General features: G+C 43.1%; 12 protein-coding genes. 7 read left to right on the top strand and 5 right to left on the bottom strand.

The genetic code is table 11. The annotated features are described in order from the left end of the window. Positions 1 to 407: 407 nt before the first annotated feature. Positions 408 to 1667, top strand: coding sequence for an NADP-dependent isocitrate dehydrogenase (gene icd, locus RH96_RS14015; RefSeq protein ID WP_010201891.1), 1260 nt, complete (start codon positions 408 to 410; stop codon positions 1665 to 1667). A gap of 617 nt (positions 1668 to 2284) precedes the next feature. Here the strand turns inward: icd and RH96_RS14010 are convergent. After that, positions 2285 to 4504 carry an NADP-dependent isocitrate dehydrogenase gene (locus tag RH96_RS14010; RefSeq protein ID WP_010201890.1) on the bottom strand — a complete coding sequence of 740 codons (2220 nt, stop codon included), beginning with the start codon at positions 4502 to 4504 and terminating at the stop codon, positions 2285 to 2287. 670 nt (positions 4505 to 5174) lie between these two features. On the opposite strand from RH96_RS14010, the gene RH96_RS14005 reads away from it, so the two are divergent. From RH96_RS14005 to RH96_RS13980, 6 genes are all read left to right on the top strand, one after another. Further along, entirely contained in the window at positions 5175 to 6527 is a 1353-nt protein-coding gene (locus RH96_RS14005) for a GNAT family N-acetyltransferase (RefSeq protein ID WP_010201889.1), read from the top strand. 103 nt (positions 6528 to 6630) lie between these two features. Beyond that, positions 6631 to 7134: a chorismate--pyruvate lyase family protein gene (locus RH96_RS14000; protein ID WP_010201888.1), complete on the top strand. Its 504-nt coding sequence runs from the start codon at positions 6631 to 6633 to the stop codon at positions 7132 to 7134. A 117-nt stretch (positions 7135 to 7251) separates the two neighbouring features. Continuing rightward, complete coding sequence (locus tag RH96_RS13995; protein WP_010201886.1) at positions 7252 to 7710, top strand: SH3 domain-containing protein; 459 nt, start codon at positions 7252 to 7254, stop codon at positions 7708 to 7710. A gap of 592 nt (positions 7711 to 8302) precedes the next feature. Next, positions 8303 to 9559, top strand: coding sequence for a serine hydroxymethyltransferase (glyA, locus tag RH96_RS13990; RefSeq protein ID WP_010201884.1), 1257 nt, complete (start codon positions 8303 to 8305; stop codon positions 9557 to 9559). A 79-nt stretch (positions 9560 to 9638) separates the two neighbouring features. After that, positions 9639 to 10385, top strand: a complete 747-nt coding sequence (locus RH96_RS13985; protein ID WP_010201883.1) for a type 1 glutamine amidotransferase — start codon at positions 9639 to 9641, stop codon at positions 10383 to 10385. Between the two features lie 597 nt (positions 10386 to 10982). Further along, positions 10983 to 12521: an alanine/glycine:cation symporter family protein gene (locus tag RH96_RS13980; protein ID WP_010201879.1), complete on the top strand. Its 1539-nt coding sequence runs from the start codon at positions 10983 to 10985 to the stop codon at positions 12519 to 12521. A gap of 145 nt (positions 12522 to 12666) precedes the next feature. On the opposite strand, the gene gltS is transcribed toward RH96_RS13980, so the two are convergent. The 4 genes from gltS to RH96_RS13960 form a co-directional block, all read right to left on the bottom strand. Then, positions 12667 to 13941 (bottom strand): sodium/glutamate symporter, encoded by a 1275-nt coding sequence (gene gltS, locus RH96_RS13975; RefSeq protein ID WP_010201877.1) that lies wholly within the window; start codon positions 13939 to 13941, stop codon positions 12667 to 12669. Positions 13942 to 14059: 118 nt separating this feature from the next. After that, the gene (locus RH96_RS13970) at positions 14060 to 14419 is read right to left on the bottom strand and encodes a barstar family protein (protein WP_010201876.1); all 360 of its coding nucleotides are present in this window, start codon (positions 14417 to 14419) and stop codon (positions 14060 to 14062) included. A 1-nt stretch (position 14420) separates the two neighbouring features. Then, the gene (locus tag RH96_RS15325) at positions 14421 to 15179 is read right to left on the bottom strand and encodes a ribonuclease domain-containing protein (protein WP_010201866.1); all 759 of its coding nucleotides are present in this window, start codon (positions 15177 to 15179) and stop codon (positions 14421 to 14423) included. 156 nt (positions 15180 to 15335) lie between these two features. Continuing rightward, a complete protein-coding gene (locus tag RH96_RS13960) occupies positions 15336 to 16637 on the bottom strand; it encodes a glutamate-5-semialdehyde dehydrogenase (RefSeq protein ID WP_010201865.1) in 1302 nt (433 codons plus the stop codon). Positions 16638 to 16968: the final 331 nt, after the last annotated feature.

Genomic DNA, 16968 nt, shown 5'->3' with positions numbered 1-16968 from the left:
ATGCACAAGAAAAATCATTGCTCAGACCTTTAGCTTAGTACAATGGCTAGGATAACATGTGACATTTATTGCGTACTCAAGCTTACAGAGCATTGATATTTATTAATTTTATCTCAGCTTTTTTGTCGTTTCTCTTTTTTTATGTCCATGGCATTATATTTTCAGGTGCTTTTGTGAGAGGGGTTTTTATCTTCTTATTAATTGTACTATTTTGCCAATTTTTATTTCGAAGCTTTGAGTGTAAAACGGTTAGATACAAGGCTATTAAACATAAGATCGTAAGTGCGCCACTTATGCTTGCTCAGCTAACAGGCGTTAACCACGCATACCTATAATAGAATGGCGAGAGCATAACAGAGTGCCCAGTATACCTGCGACGTCCAACATACAACCAAGGAGTTTGATCCATGTCCTATGATAAAGTTATCGTACCAAGAGACGGCGAAAAAATAACCGTCAACGCTGATTTATCGTTGAATGTCCCCAATCATCCAATTATTCCCTTCGTTGAAGGCGATGGGATTGGGGTGGATATCACTCCAGTTATGGTTAAGGTGGTTGATGCAGCAGTTGATAAAGCTTACCACGGCAAAAAATCCATCATTTGGATGGAAGCGTATTTAGGTGAAAAAGCAGCGAAAATTTACGATGGTGATTACTTACCAAATGAGACGCTAGAGATTTTAAAAGATTACGTGATCAGTATCAAAGGGCCATTAACTACGCCAGTAGGCGGTGGCTTTAGTTCGTTAAATGTGGCTGTACGCCAAAACCTTGATCTGTATGTTTGTCAGCGTCCAGTGCGCTGGTTTGAAGGCGTGCCAAGCCCCGTGCAGCATCCTGAGCTGACGGATATGGTTATCTTCCGTGAAAATACAGAAGATATCTACACAGGTATCGAGTGGAAAGCGGGCAGCGATGATGCCAAAAAAGTTATCAATTTCTTAAGAGATGAGATGGGTGTGACCAGCATTCGCTTCCCTGAAGATTGCGGCATTGGCATCAAACCCGTCTCAAAAGAAGGCTCGCAGCGCTTAGTACGTAAAGCCATTCAACACGCTATCGATAACGATTTGCCGAGTGTGACTTTGGTGCACAAAGGCAACATCATGAAGTTCACCGAAGGCGCATTTAAAGACTGGGGCTATGAATTAGCCGCAGAGCGTTTCGATGCAGCGTTGTTAGATGGCGGCCCTTGGATGACGATGAAAAATCCAAAAACGGGTAATGATATTATCATCAAAGACGTGATCGCTGATGCATTCTTGCAGCAAATTCTGATGCGTCCTGCCGATTATTCCGTCGTCGCCACGCTTAACCTAAATGGTGATTATATCTCTGATGCCCTAGCAGCTGAAGTGGGCGGTATCGGTATCGCACCGGGTGCTAACAAAGGTGGTGCAATCGCTGTCTATGAGGCAACTCATGGTACTGCTCCTAAATATGCTGGTCAGAACAAAGTAAACCCCGGCTCGTTGATTTTATCGGCTGAGATGATGTTACGTGATATGGGCTGGGTCGAAGCAGCCGATCTTATTATTAACGGTATTCAAGGCGCTATCGCTAATAAAACGGTCACTTATGACTTTGAGCGTTTGATGCCTGATGCTATCTTGCTCAGTACTTCTGAGTTTGGTAAGGCGATTATTAAGCATATGGATGCGTAGTCATCGCTTTATCATGAGCTAAAAGCAATTTAAAATAAGCTATAGTCATTCCACTATAAAAGTATGACAGCGTTAACCTCGCTTGAAGTATCAAATATACATCTACACTCGGTTGCCTTGTACTACTTTTAAATTGAATCAACTATATTAAAAAAGCCATCTACAATCATGTAGGTGGCTTTTTTATGGTAAATTTTTCTATGCTGATGTTATAAATATGGTCAAGGAATTTTAGAATCGCTACGATACTGCTGATATTAATTCTTTGTAGCCTCTGTTTGCACAGGCACAGCAAGCAAGAAAAATTTGTACCAGCCTCATACGATAATATCGTGTATCTACTTTATTCAGTATCGACTATACGATACTGCTGATATCAGTTTTTTGTAGCCTCTGTCTGCACAGGCACAGCAAGCAAGAAAAATTGATATCAGCAATGCGCGATGTATCGATATTACTTTTCACTGACTATATAAGCACTAATATCTCTTTATCTACGGATAATAAAAAACACCCCACAACTCTATAGAGCGGTGGGGTGTTTTATTGTTTTTAACTGACGCTAGCTGCAAAAGTATGAAAAAGTAACGTTACTTGAGACCAGCCAGTTAAGTCTATTACAACGATGCTAACGCTTCATTGAATAAGGTGCTTGGACGCATGACTTTTTCAGCCAACGCTTCATCCGCGAAGTAGTAGCCTTTGATGTCTACCGCTTTGCCTTGAGCCTCATTGAACTGTTTAATAATGGCGTCTGTATTGCTCTTAAGCTTTTGCGCAAGTGGGGCGAATTGCGCTTTAAGGTCTGCATCTTGGTCTTGCTCAGCAAGCTCTTCAGCCCAGTACATCGCCAGATAGAAGTGACTGCCACGGTTATCTAACTCACCTGTTTTACGTGACGGTGACTTGTCATTTAGCAGCAGTGTTTCAGTAGCTCTATCGAGGGTATCTGCTAAGATTTGCGCTTTAGCATTGTCATCGTTTTTGGCCAAATGCTCCAACGACTCAGTCAAAGCTAAAAACTCACCCAATGAATCCCAACGTAGATGGTTTTCTTCTACCAGCTGCTCAACGTGCTTGGGTGCAGAACCACCAGCACCGGTTTCAAATAAACCGCCACCTTTCATTAGTGGTACGACTGATAGCATCTTAGCGCTCGTTCCTAGCTCTAGGATAGGGAACAAGTCTGTTAGGTAATCGCGTAAGATGTTACCCGTGGCAGAGATAGTATCTAGACCGCGAGCGACACGCTCTAAGGTATAACGCATGGCGCGAACTTGTGACATGATTTCAATGTGTAGACCGTCAGTATCATGATCTTTCAAATACATGTTAACTTTTTTGATCAGCTCATTCTCATGTGGACGATATGGGTCTAACCAAAAGATGACAGGCGTATCTGAATCACGTGCACGGCGGACGGCAAGCTTCACCCAGTCTTGGATAGGATCGTCTTTAACTTGACACATGCGCCAGATATCACCTTTTTCCACATCCTTTTCAAGCAATACTTCATCGGTATCAATATCTACAATACGGGCAATACCGGTAGCACTAGACTCAAAGGTTTTGTCGTGTGAGCCATATTCTTCTGCTTTTTGTGCCATGAGGCCTACGTTAGGAACCGTACCCATGGTGGTTGGATCAAAGTTACCATGCCATTTGCAGAAATTGATCATTTCTTGATAAATACGGGCGAAGGTAGACTCTGGCATGACAGCTTTGCAATCATATAGTTTGCCATCAGCGCCCCACATTTTACCACCATTACGGATCATGGCAGGCATTGACGCATCGACAATAATGTCGCTTGGTGAATGGAAGTTGGTAATACCTTTTGAAGAATCAACCATCGCTAGACGTGGGCGATGCTCTTGGCAGGCATGCAAGTCTTGCTCGATCTCTTCACGTTTAGATGATGGCAGGGCAGATATTTTGTCGTACAGATCAGCCATACCATTGTTGACGTTAATGCCTAGCTCGTCAAAAAAAGCACCGTGCTTGTCAAAGGCATCTTTATAATAAATTCTAACCGCATGTCCAAACACGATAGGGTGCGAAACCTTCATCATGGTGGCTTTTACGTGCAACGAGAACAAGATACCAGCTTCGCGGCAATCTTCCATTTCTTGCTCATAAAACTCTAGCAGCGATTTTTTGCTCATGACCATCAGGTCAATGACTTCTTTATCAAGCAAAGCAATTTTTGGCTTCAATACTTTCGTCGTACCATCATCAAGTAACAGCTCCATACGCACGTTACGGGCTTTATCCAAAGTCATCGACTGTTCGCCATCGTAAAAGTCACCGCTGTGCATATGCGATACGTGAGTACTTGACCATTGCTTCCACTCGCCCATAGAATGCGGATGCTTGCGCGCAAAGTTCTTAACAGCTTTTGGTGCACGGCGATCTGAGTTGCCTTCGCGCAATACAGGGTTAACCGAACTGCCTAGACTCTTACCATAGCGCTGACGGATGTCTTTTTCTTCGTCGGTTTTTGGGTCTTCTGGAAAGTTAGGGATGCCGTAGCCTTTGCTTTGTAGTTCTTTGATACAGGCTTTTAGCTGCTGAACAGAGGCGCTGATATTTGGCAGTTTAATAATGTTGGTATCAGGATCTTGCGTCAGTCGACCAAGCTCGGCTAGATTATCAGGAACGCGCTGATCTTCATTTAAATATTCTGGAAATTCAGCCAACACACGCGCAGCAACAGAGATATCAGTGGTTTCAACCTCAACTCCTGCAGTCTGGGTAAATGCTTTGACAATAGGTAAGAAGGACAAGGTTGCTAGCGCTGGGGCTTCATCAGTTTTTGTATAAATAATTTTTGACATTATAGTAGTGTATCCCTTTAGGCTGTAGTTAATATTAACGCTTAAACAAATGGGTATTTCTATAAAGACTCTATGCGATAGTGAATCGTGATTGAATCAAATGTATCATGAGTCGCCTCTTTGAGACTCTCTGTGCAAAACTGCCAGAAAATAGCAGGCTGGTTATCATTAACCCGCTATAGATCCTATGCGATGTCAATCTCGCATAATGAACCAATTGTACTATTTTTATTCATATCTCATGTATACAAATTATATTAAGCTAATAATAGCCTTATTCTACCAGTCATGGGCTTTGATATCATCTTTTCTGTACAATTACCGTTTTTTAAACCCGTTTTTTTGAAGTGTTAAAGCGGATACAGACAGTCATAATATCAAGGCGATTAACAGACAAACGGTTTGCCACATTATTTATAAAAATAGAACGGTTAGGGCAGTTAAGGCGTGTCCTTATTTTTAACCCATTTAGGCGTTTTCGTTCAAATTGAGGACATGCCCTAGTTTAGTAAAGTCATCTACATTCGTGTGGCTGGCTTTTTTTATGCTATTTTGATAGTTAGGCATGCTGCATAATATTTCAAGAAATATTGTTATTTTTGCAAATTGTGACAGCAAAAGCACTCACATTTGGTAGGCTAGACCATTACGAAAAAACAGTGTAGGTACTATGACTTTACAATATGCGCTACTCAATGATACCAGCTGGCAGAGCCAAGCACAGTGGCAAACGCCAGACACCCCTTTTATGTCATTTGCTTTTTGGCAAATACTGACTGACACGGGAGCGATTGGTGAGCAGGCAGGATGGCTACCGATATTTATTCTGGTACATCGTGTCGCCGATTACGCTGATAGCACCGATAGCGTAACAGAGAGTGTGGCAGACACAGCCCTGCAACCTGTCGCAGTCATGCCAGTATTCATAAAGGGTCATCATCGCGGTGAGTTTGTGTTTGATCACTCATGGGCAGAGGCTTATGCGCGCTATGGTATCGATTACTATCCTCGGCTGGTCACCAGCGTGCCCTATACACCGATTACAGGTCAGCGTTTTTGGTTGGCAGCTGGTGAGCATTTGAATGACGATATTCTCAAAACAGCCATTGCTGGTGTTGATGATGTCGCTCAGCAAGTAGGCGCCTCAAGCTGGCATGGTCTGTTTGTCACGCCTGAGTTGGCATCTATTGCCACCACGTCTATGCCCACTGAAATCGATATAGAGCTTGCGATAGCTGTCCAAGAAAGTGGTGTAGAGTCCGCTCCTATTGAGATGCCGATACTTGAGCGTCAAGGCTGTCAGTTTTTATGGCAAAATCAAAACCTCAGCCAAGACAGTCAGCCATTTGCTGATTTTGACGGATTCTTGGCGACACTAAGAGCCAAAAAACGCAAAACCATCCGCGCTGAACGTCGTAAGGTCGCCGAGCAAGGCATTAGCTGTCAGCGCAAGTGTGGTAATGACATCACGGATGAAGACTGGCAAGCGTTCTATCATTGTTATGTGATGACTTATGCGATACGCGGGCAAAAGCCTTATTTGACGCTCGATTTTTTTATGGCGTTAGCCGATAGATTGCCTGAGCATATTATGTTGGCGCAAGCCATGGATGCTGACGGTGAAATTATCGCGAGTAGCTTATTTTTATACGATAAAGCCGACAGCGACAAGGCTGATGGTGATGTTGATAATAATGCTACCTTATATGGCCGCTATTGGGGCGCGCTTGGTGAGTATGATAGCTTGCACTTTGAGCTGTGTTATTATCAAGGGCTTGAGTTTGCCATTGAGCAAGGCTTGAGGTATTTTGATCCGGGCACGCAAGGGGAGCATAAGCTGGTTCGTGGTTTTATCCCAACGACCACACACTCTATCCACCGCATCTATGATCCACGCTTTGTACCTGCGATTGGTGATTTTTGTGTCAAAGACCGTGAGCATATGGCGCAATATCGTCAGCAGGCATTTGAGGCATTACCATTTAACGCCGATAATATGCCAGACTTTGATAACTGTCATTAATCCCGCTGTTATCCATTTTTATTTTCATTCAATAGTCGCTCGCAACGGTTCGTTTACTTTTTAAATTCTCACTATTAGCCGTTAACTATGTACAGTAACTCTTATGCCCAGTAACTCTCTTGCTTGTCCTGCCACTTTTATCCCGCCCTCTGAGCTACTGCCTTGGCTCAATGCCGAAGGCTCTCTCACTGCCGTATTAGAAAAAAGAGCGGGGCAGCCATTACGCGTAGAACGCAGTTTTGAGGGCTTTCGACCCTTAACGTTGCAACAAAAAAGACAACTAGGGCTGCAAGGCTCAATGCTGAATCGTCCATTACTGGCGTGGATACGTGAAGTACAGTTATATGGTAATGATGAGCAGCCGTGGGTAGAAGCGCAAAGTATCTTTCCTTTATCGAGTTTGCAAGGAAGTGCGCGTCGTCTTCAGCAACTCAAAAGTACACCGATTGGCTATGTGTTATTCAAGCGTCGTCGCACCTTGCCAAACGAACGTTTTATAAGTCATAGCGCTGAAGGCTGGCAACGACAAACGCGTTATGACTGGTATGGCCGCACGCTAATGATTAGCGAAACGTTTTTGCCAGCATTCTTAGCCAATGACGCATGATAAATAAAAGACAAATTGGCACTATTGTTGAATTAACAGTTGTTCGGTAATTTAAGAATATGGTATAAATACATTTGGGTAACATTTTTATACTTTTCTTAACATCAGGAACTTCCTATGAGTTTATTAAAGCCGTTGCTATCTGTATCGTCAAAATCCATGGTCTTGCTAGCGGTCAGCACGTCATTATTTGCTTTATCTGTTAACGCAAACGCTGGTTTGTTGGATAGTATTTATGAGGTGCAAAACACCATCAGCTCAATTGGTAGAACGGCCGATACCATCAGAGGTAGCAAACAAGCAGTGTCTGACTTAGGTGAAGAAGTAGGCTTTACAGAAACAGTGGCTCAAAACACTCAGAGCAATACGGGAAAGCTGGTTTCTGGTTCTATATTGTCTGGTAAATTACAAAGTACCAAATTGCATTCACAGGCCAATAAAGCTTCGAACCCTATCGCTATCTTATCTCAACAAGACATAATGATTTACATGGGCACTGAGCAAAATGGCTACTATCATGTACAAAGTGATAAAGGTGAAGGTTGGGTTTCTAAGCCATTGGTCAGCATCCAATAGTTCATTAGCATCATGTTTTAATTAAATGCATATGGCTGTAGATTAAAAAACAGATTTGCCCTGAAAGGCTGCTACTAAAATCACCTCAAACGTTGTTGTAAACCTAGCTAAGGTCTCGACATTATCGTCGGTTTACGCCTAGTCTGGGGCGATTTTAGTGATCAGCAGTCCTAATATTTGAATGTTCAACAGACCCTATTCTATTGGCTATTTATCTGTGTTATATGGCCATTTAATTCACTCATCTTAAGGTGAGGTTTTTTTGCGTTCGCAGCACAATTTTTCATGTTACACTTAATCTTTCGCAGTAATATCGATGTAAATGTATATCGGTTTTATTGACGAATCAGTCAAGTTAATAGCAGGCCACTCGCCTGTGTTTGTTCTTATTTTACTCTTTGCTAATAGACGCCATTCACAATAATGGTCATACCATAAAACAGATTGTAGAAAAACAGAGTGCAGAGGTATTAAACATATCTCGAGCGACGTTGACGCAGTAGTTGTTTTATTGTGGGCAGGCTATCAGCTTCTTTTCAATGACGTTTTTTAATAACGTCTTTTAACGACAGTCACTACCTAGGACATCACTATGTTTAAAGATATTTCTATCAAAGAGTTTGATCCAGTACTTGCTGAAGCGATGGCTGCAGAAAGCGTTCGTCAAGAAAACCATATCGAGCTTATCGCTTCTGAAAACTACTGCTCACAAGCAGTGATGGAAGCGCAAGGTACTGACCTTACTAACAAGTACGCAGAGGGCTATCCTGGCAAGCGTTACTACGGCGGCTGTGAGCATGTGGATGTCGTTGAACAATTGGCCATTGACCGTGCAAAAGAGTTGTTCGGTGCTGAGTACGTCAACGTTCAGCCGCATTCTGGTAGCCAAGCAAACTCTGCGGTATTTTTGGCGTTGCTAGAAGCAAATGATACGGTACTGGGCATGAGCCTAGACGCTGGTGGTCACTTGACGCATGGCGCACACATCAACTTTTCAGGTCTTAACTACAACGCTGTACAGTATGGATTGGTAGATGGTACTGGTCTTATTGATTATGACCAAGTAGAGAGCTTGGCGCGTGAGCACAAGCCTAAAATGATTATTGCTGGTTTTTCGGCATACTCACAAGTAGTCGATTGGGCACGTTTCCGCGAAATCGCTGATGAAGTAGGCGCTTACTTATTGGTTGATATGGCGCACGTGGCGGGTCTTATCGCTGGTGGCGTTTACCCAAGCCCAGTACCGTTCGCTGATGTCGTGACGACCACCACGCACAAAACCCTACGTGGCCCACGTTCAGGCATGATTTTGGCGCGTGATGAAGTACTTGCTAAAAAGCTCAATTCTGCCGTATTCCCAGGTAACCAAGGTGGCCCGTTGATGCATGTCATCGCGGCAAAAGCAGTTTGCTTTAAAGAAGCGTTAGAAGACAACTTCAAAACTTATCAGCAGCAAGTAGTGAAAAACGCACAAGCAATGGCAAAAGTCATCCAAGAGCGTGGCTATGAAATCATCTCTGGTGGTACTGAAAACCATCTCATGCTGATCAGCTTGGTTAAGCAAGAAATGACGGGTAAAGAAGCCGATAAATGGCTTGGCGACGCTCACATCACTGTCAACAAAAACGCGGTACCAAACGATCCAAAATCACCATTCGTGACGTCTGGTATTCGTATCGGTACGCCAGCCATCACTACTCGCGGCTTCAACGAAGCACAAGCGGGTGACTTGGCAGGTTGGATTTGCGATGTATTAGACAGCCGTGGTGATGAAGCTGTAGCGACTGAAGTACGTGGTAAAGTAGAAGCGATCTGTGCAGAATTGCCAGTCTATGCTAAAAATCAGTAAACTTTAGAATGGCAAAAACAAAAAAACCGCTAAGCTTTTGCTTAGCGGTTTTTATTATTTCTAATAAAAGGATAATTTGATGGCTCTACGAATTCATGCTTTGTACCATGTTGATTTTGAAGAACTCAGCTATATTAAACAGTGGGCAGACAGACAAGGTCATAGCATTGCTGTCACTCGTTTTTATAAAAATGAACCCTTGCCAGCGCAGGATAGTTTCGATTGGTTGATCATTATGGGTGGGCCAATGAGCATTCATGATGAAGCTGACTTTGAATGGCTAGCTGATGAGAAAGCTTTCATTCAGCAGAGTATTGAAGAAGGAAAAACGGTAGTTGGTGTTTGCTTGGGTGCGCAGTTGATAGCGGATAGTTTGGGTGCAAAAGTTGCTCCATCAGGTATAAAAGAGATTGGTTGGATGCCAATTCAATTAACCAAACAAGGGTTAGAGCATCCGTTACTGAAAGATTTACCAAAGGATGAATTTACGGTTTTTCATTGGCATGGCGATGGTTTTGAGTGTCCTCAAGGTGCGACTGCAATTGCAAAGTCAAAAGCTTGGGACAATCAAGGTTTTATCTATCAAACGCCAAAACATAAAGAGTTAGGTACGTGGGTGCTTGGTTGGCAATGTCATTTTGAAGTGACTAAAAAGAGTATGGTGGATATGGTGATGCATGGGCAGGATTATATACAAGACGCCATGACTGACTATCCTCACACAGTTCAAGCGGGTGATGAAATCATCGGGCTAGGGGACGTGCATATTAAAGATAACAATGCATGGCTTTCTACAATGCTAGATAATCTAGTGAAGTATGGTTAATGGTTTGTAGACGATAGAAGTCCGGTATAAATGAAAGGACTAAAATTTCAGAAAAGTAGATCATTTAGCTTTTCATTTACCAGTTGTACCACTGCATCGAGCTGAATAAAAAAACCGCTAAGCTTTTGCTTAGCGGTTTTTTTGCTATAGTCGATTCAATTTAAAAGTAGTACAAGGCAACCGAGTGTAGATGTGTATGTGATAATTTAAACGAGGTTAACGCTGTCATGTTTTTATAGTGGAATGGCTATATTAGCCTCTATAAGTATTAGATCATTTAACGAAAACCTGTATTGATATTGTTATTTCGCCCGTTTGATTATATTTAAGTCTGTTATTTATACTAAAAATACTACTGACATTTATCGATAATTTCTGTGAGTTTGGCTATTATTTTTCAAAAACTAAGCTGAAGGTTAATTTAGAAAAATATGTAAAAGTTTTTGTTTAGATAAAAATATTAGTATATAGTCAACATTGGCAGTTTAGCAAAAACAGTACAAATATTGGTCTATAATTACCTACTCAGTATTGACAGATATGCAATTTTTATACAGTCACAAGGAAGTGATACTTATTCTTATTAAAGGGATTTTTATGAAAAAACAATCTTTAGTCGCAACGATGCTGTTACTTAGCACTACTCTTGCGCAAGCAGCAGAACAACAATCAGGTCTAGCAGCATTTGGAGCAGGTCTCGATGGCTTTATGGCCAGTATATTTGGCTGGTTCGTCGATCTTATTTTCTTTTCAGTACCTCTTGGCGAAGTAAGCTTTCCGCTAATTGTAGGTTGGTTGTTAGTTGCCGCATTAGTCTTTACCTTTTATTTTGGCTTTATTCAGTTTCGTCATATAGGCTTGTCTTTAGATATTGTCAGAGGCAAATATACTGACCCAAACCCTGCTGTCAAAGAAGAAGGCGAGGTTAGCCATTTTCAAGCACTAGCTACTGCTTTGTCAGGTACGGTTGGTCTCGGTAATATTGCAGGTGTCGGTGCAGCACTCGCTATTGGTGGACCTGGTGCTACCTTTTGGATGATTATGGTTGGTCTGTTCGGTATGGCGACCAAGTTTGTAGAGTGTACGTTAGGTGTCAAATACCGTACGATCCTGCCTTCTGGTGCCGTATCAGGTGGACCTATGTACTACTTGAGCCGCGGTATGGCTGAACGTGGTATGGGTGGATTTGGCAAGGTGTTAGCCGTCGGTTTTGCCCTTATGTGTATATTGGCTACTTTTGGTGCTGGTAACATGTTTCAGGGTAACCAAGCCTTTGCAGTTATGAGCTCTACTTTTAGCATTCCAACGGATTACAGTATATTCTTTGGTATTGGCTTAGCGTTTTTAGTCGGTATGGTTATCATTGGTGGTATGCCACGCATTGCAACCGTTACCGAAAAAGTTGTACCTTTTATGGCTTTATTGTATATCACAATGAGTGTCATTGTACTGGTTGCAAACTTTAATCATATCGGCGCCGCATTTGGCGAGATTTTCACGGGTGCCTTCACTGGTGCTGGCGTGGCTGGTGGCTTTATTGGCGCGTTAATTCAAGGTTTAAAACGTGCGACTTTCTCTAACGAGGCGGGTGTTGGTTCAGCTGCTATTGCTCACTCAGCGGTAAAAACCAAAGAGCCTGCTACTGAAGGTTTAGTAGCGCTGTTAGAGCCTTTCATTGATACGGTTGTTATCTGTACTATGACGGCGCTCGTTATTACGATCTCTGGGGTGAACACTGTTGCAAACTTGCAAACACAAGCGCTCACTGGTGTGGATCTAACCCGTGCTGCCTTTATGGAAACGGCGCCTATCTTCCAGTATTTCCTAGCTGTCGCGGTATTATTGTTTGCTTTCTCAACGATGATTTCATGGTCGTATTATGGTCTAAAAGCTTGGACTTACCTCTTTGGTGAAGGTAAAGGCGGCGAGATGATATACAAACTTATCTTCTTAGTCTTCGTTGTTATCGGTACCATCGTACAGTTTAGCTTCGTTATCGACTTCTCAGATGCGGCTCTGTTCGCTATGGCGATCTTTAACATCATCGGTCTATACTTCTTGATGCCAATTGTGAAAAGAGAGGTTAATTCTTTCATAGCTCGTGTGAAAAGTGGTGAAATTAAAAAGTATAAATAATGGGTTCGATTGAACACTCTATTATAACTTGATAATTAAAAAAGCCCGCTAAGATTAGTCTTGGCGGGCTTTTCGATGTCTGGCATTTGCTAGGCGATTTTTTTATTTTTCATTGAACCAAGCTTTGTGCTACGACAGCATTAGCCTACATAAACGGTAACTTCGTAAATATCTGCAATACCGTCGCATTAACGATATCAACGAAGAAAGCACCAACCATTGGCACGATTAGAAATGCTTTAGGTGAAGGCAGATAGCGGTCAGTTACTGCTTGCATATTGGCAATTGCTGTGGGTGTTGCACCCATACCAAAACCGCAATGTCCCGCTGACAAAACAGCCGCATCATAGTTTTTACCCATGACTTTAAAGGTAATAAAATAGACATAAATAATCATGATGACTGTCTGCACCAACAAGATAATCAATACAGGGCCGGCTAGATCAGTCAATTGCCAGAGCTTCAAAGACAGCAGCGCCATCGCCAAAAATAGACTCAAAGAGGCGTTACCGAATACGTCAATCGAACGGTCAAACATATCAAAATTGAAAACCATCGTTAGCACATTTCGAATGATGACACCGCCTGCCAATGCCCATACGAAAGTGGGCAACTCAAACCATGTGCCCTCTGCTACCAGTGTCATCACTTCTGCAAAAGCCAATGCCGCAGCAAAGAGCGCTAATGTTTCGATAGTAGAAGACGCAGTGATAAAGCGCATGCTATCTGGCCTCTCAAAGATTTCTTTATCACTGTGCGCGTTATCTTCGTCATGCTTGGTACTATATAACGACTGTGCGCCCGCGACTTTTTCAATATCACTAGGGTGTGGGTTGGCAGGTGCGGGCTTTAGTCCAAGTCGATTAATTAAACGACGGGCAACAGGGCCACCGACGATACCACCTGCGACCAAACCATAAGTAGCAACAGCAATACCAAGTGTTGTGGCGCCGACCACGCCGTAGTCTTCTTCCAAAGTAATGCCCCAAGCACCTGCCGTACCATGCCCACCAGTCAAGGCGATAGAGCCGGTCACTAGACCGAGCAGAGGATCAAGCCCCAAGGCACTTGCCATCGCCACGCCCACGATATCTTGTAAAATAATGAAGACGGAGACTACGACAGTGAAAATTAATAAGGGTGTACCACCGGCTTTTAGCCTGCCAAAATCAGCACTTAAGCCAATAGATGCAAAGAACATCAGCATGGTCGCCGTTTGTAATCCTTGGTGAAAATTAAAACTATACCCCCAAACCATATTGAGGATATAGACGATAATAGCAGCGACCAAACCACCGGCAACCGGTTCGGGAATATTAAAATCTTCTAAAAACCTGACTCTCTTCACCAAAAATCGACCAAGTAGCAGCACCAAGGTGGCTAATATCAATGTGTAATAACCGTTTAAGGTAATCTCCATAGGTTAATCCTTTCTATAAAATAAATTAACCTGAATTCGGGATAAATATGGCTTTATCTCGAATTCAGGTTTCTATGATTACGACTAATTATCGGTGACTATCAGCTACGCTCAGTGATTAGACTTCGTCCTCAGACGGCACAATGAGCCACAGTTGTGGTTTGCCAAATTCTCTATAGGCATCCTCAATGATGCTCTTAAAGACATTGAAATCTTCGGTATTTATCCTTTTTATCACCGTCAAATCAAGCATTAAATGCACCACCTCGCTATCTGTCAAGCAGTCCCACACGCTGTCCCAGTTGTGCGAAAAATAACTGGGGAAGTCACAGGCGCGGGCTAGACTCGTCAATAGCGTGGTTTTATCCAGTGCGTCACCCACGGGTATGGTAACAGCCTCAATAGGAATGACCGCATGTAGTGCTGTACCGTTTTGGTTAATGTGGTTTTGATTAACATAGTGGATGGCTTCACTCATTTTAATTCACCTCCAATTTTCTAAAGCTATCATAATGGTCGACCGTCAAGTAATAAACGGTAGGTGGATAGCCTCCGGTAACGATACGCCGCGCGCCGCGATGTGACACATTAGGGGTAGGTACGGTGTATTCACGGTAATAGCCTTGCGACTGCGCGGGTAATCTGCCCTCACGATTATAAAACGTCGTGCCATCTTTATTTGGATAAGGAAAAGGCCCACCTTGCTGAATGAGTGCTACCGTCCTATCTATCTGAGCATCACCCGTTATGCCAGAGTTGGTTGCTGGGCTTGAGCTTTTAGATGCCGATATCGTCGTCGACTCAACACCATCAGCAAAGAAAGTAGATTTTAAGTCACCAAAGAAATAAAACGCGACGGCGATAATAGCGATGAGGCTAAATAGGGTAGAGCCTAAGCTTCTCTTATTTTGATTACCGCTTTGACTGCTGCGATTTGAGTTACGACTACTGTGCTGGCTATTTCGTTTGGCATTATTAGGCCTGTGCTTGGGCACAGATGACGCAGTGTCATTGTCAGTGTCTGGTTCAATGCTCAGTGAAGATGATGTGACTTCAGTGGCTCGTAATTGGTTCTTATCATTACGTACACTATTGAAATAGACGCTTTGGCCGACGGTTATCGGCTGTGACAATCGAACTTTACTGACATGAAAAAACACATCCTCATTTTGATCGTCCACATCGATGAAACCATAGCCTTTATCTTGGTTCCAGTGCTTAATCTTGCCACTTTGCATGGGTCAGCTTTCCTATAAATTATTTGTATACAAAATAACGGGTATGCAGCATATATAACATATTGTCATTCATAAAAAAACGCCAGCAATTAAGCTGACGTTTTTTTTGATTATACGTTAAGTTAAACGGTAGATGATAGGGTGGGACGCAATAAGCTAAGCGCGTGTCTCACCATGACCATAAACGATCCATTTTTGTGAAGTCAGACCTTCGAGACCGACAGGGCCACGCGCATGGATTTTGTCCGTTGAGATACCAATCTCAGCACCGAGACCGTATTCGAATCCATCAGCAAAGCGGCTAGAGGCGTTAATCATGACGCTGGCCGAGTCCACTTCACGGATGAAGCGTTGCGACTTGGTATAGTTATCAGTAATGATGACATCGGTATGATGGCTGCCATGGGTATTGATATGTTCGATGGCTTCGTCGATACCTGACAAGACTTTTACTGCCAAGATAGGGGCTAAATATTCGGTATCCCAGTCTTCAGCAGTTGCGGCAGATAGATGGCCTTTGAGCGCAGCATTGTCATTCAAGATGGCTTGCGACTTGTCATCGAGACGCAGTTGCATGGCATCATCGGCTTGAACGATGGCTTCAGCAATTTTTGGTAATAGCTCACCCGCGACTGATTCATCGACCAATAGTGTCTCCATGGTATTACAAGTGCCATAGCGATGGGTCTTAGCATTGACGCTGACTTTGATAGCAATCTCAGGATCGGCATCACTGTCAATAAAGGTGTGGCAGTTACCGTCTAAATGCTTAATCACAGGGACTTTGGCATCACGGCTGATACGCTCAATCAAACCTTTACCGCCGCGTGGGACGATGACATCGACATATTCTGTCATCGTAATCAGCTCGCCGACAGCAGCGCGATCGGTCGTTTGTAATACTTGCACACTGTGCTCAGACAGTCCAACTTTTTTTAGACCTTCTAAGATACATTTGGCAATCGCTTGGTTGGATTCGAATGCCTCAGAGCCACCGCGTAAGATAATCGCATTGCCTGATTTTAAGGCTAAAGAGGCGGCTTCTAGTGTTACGTTAGGACGCGACTCATAAATCATACCGACCACGCCGAGTGGTACTCGCATTTTGCCCAAATGAATCCCCGATGGTTGGTAAGTCATGTCGGTGACTTCGCCGATAGGGTCGGGTAGCGCCGATACGTCTTTTAGACCTTGTAGCATACCATCGAAGCGCGCATCGTTTAGCTCTAGACGATCAAGTAGGGCGGCGTCTAAGTCGTTCTTTCGACCGTTATCCATATCGATTTTATTGGCAGACAAAATATCTTTTTTCGCCTCTAGCAATACGTCATAGATTGACATAAGGGCGGTGTTTTTGTCGCTCGTATTGGCTGCTGCGAGGGCACGTGATGCCGCGCGTGCTTGCTTACCAACAGATTGCATATAGGTGGTAACGTCTGTAATGTTTGATTGACTCATAAATTTTTCCTTATGGTGATACATGTTCTAAATAAATAAAAGCGCCTAAAGAGGCGAAAATTTAGCAAAAAAAGCAGCTTTGGATGCCCATATGGCATTATGCTATTTAACATAGAGGAGATTGAGGCGATAGTAAAGATGATTTTGTGAACAGAGCCCGCTTTACAAAGCGCTTATAAGGACTTATCTGGTGCTGTTTTGTTTGTCTTATTCTGCGTTTCTTATTGGATAACTGTTATCAATACACCACTCTATCTTTACGTGTCCTTAACAGAACTGCGCTGTAAATACTAAGGTAGCCGTGATGTATCGTCAGTATAGTAAGCACTAA

It is taken from the genome of Psychrobacter sp. PAMC 21119 (assembly GCF_000247495.1).
GTDB classification, from domain to species: Bacteria; Pseudomonadota; Gammaproteobacteria; order Pseudomonadales; family Moraxellaceae; genus Psychrobacter; species Psychrobacter glaciei.
This window is presented reverse-complemented; position numbering and strand designations above follow the sequence as displayed.

What these genes read in the sequence shown, in the direction of transcription:
- RH96_RS13980 (WP_010201879.1), top strand. Translation starts at nt 10,983, where the DNA reads ATGAAAAAACAATCTTTAGTCGCAACGATGCTGTTACTTAGCACTACT.
- RH96_RS15325 (WP_010201866.1), bottom strand. Translation starts at nt 15,179, where the DNA reads ATGCAAAGTGGCAAGATTAAGCACTGGAACCAAGATAAAGGCTATGGT.
- RH96_RS14005 (WP_010201889.1), top strand. Translation starts at nt 5,175, where the DNA reads ATGACTTTACAATATGCGCTACTCAATGATACCAGCTGGCAGAGCCAA.
- RH96_RS13985 (WP_010201883.1), top strand. Translation starts at nt 9,639, where the DNA reads ATGGCTCTACGAATTCATGCTTTGTACCATGTTGATTTTGAAGAACTC.
- icd (WP_010201891.1), top strand. Translation starts at nt 408, where the DNA reads ATGTCCTATGATAAAGTTATCGTACCAAGAGACGGCGAAAAAATAACC.
- RH96_RS13960 (WP_010201865.1), bottom strand. Translation starts at nt 16,637, where the DNA reads ATGAGTCAATCAAACATTACAGACGTTACCACCTATATGCAATCTGTT.
- RH96_RS13970 (WP_010201876.1), bottom strand. Translation starts at nt 14,419, where the DNA reads ATGAGTGAAGCCATCCACTATGTTAATCAAAACCACATTAACCAAAAC.
- RH96_RS14010 (WP_010201890.1), bottom strand. Translation starts at nt 4,504, where the DNA reads ATGTCAAAAATTATTTATACAAAAACTGATGAAGCCCCAGCGCTAGCA.
- RH96_RS14000 (WP_010201888.1), top strand. Translation starts at nt 6,631, where the DNA reads ATGCCCAGTAACTCTCTTGCTTGTCCTGCCACTTTTATCCCGCCCTCT.
- gltS (WP_010201877.1), bottom strand. Translation starts at nt 13,941, where the DNA reads ATGGAGATTACCTTAAACGGTTATTACACATTGATATTAGCCACCTTG.
- RH96_RS13995 (WP_010201886.1), top strand. Translation starts at nt 7,252, where the DNA reads ATGAGTTTATTAAAGCCGTTGCTATCTGTATCGTCAAAATCCATGGTC.
- glyA (WP_010201884.1), top strand. Translation starts at nt 8,303, where the DNA reads ATGTTTAAAGATATTTCTATCAAAGAGTTTGATCCAGTACTTGCTGAA.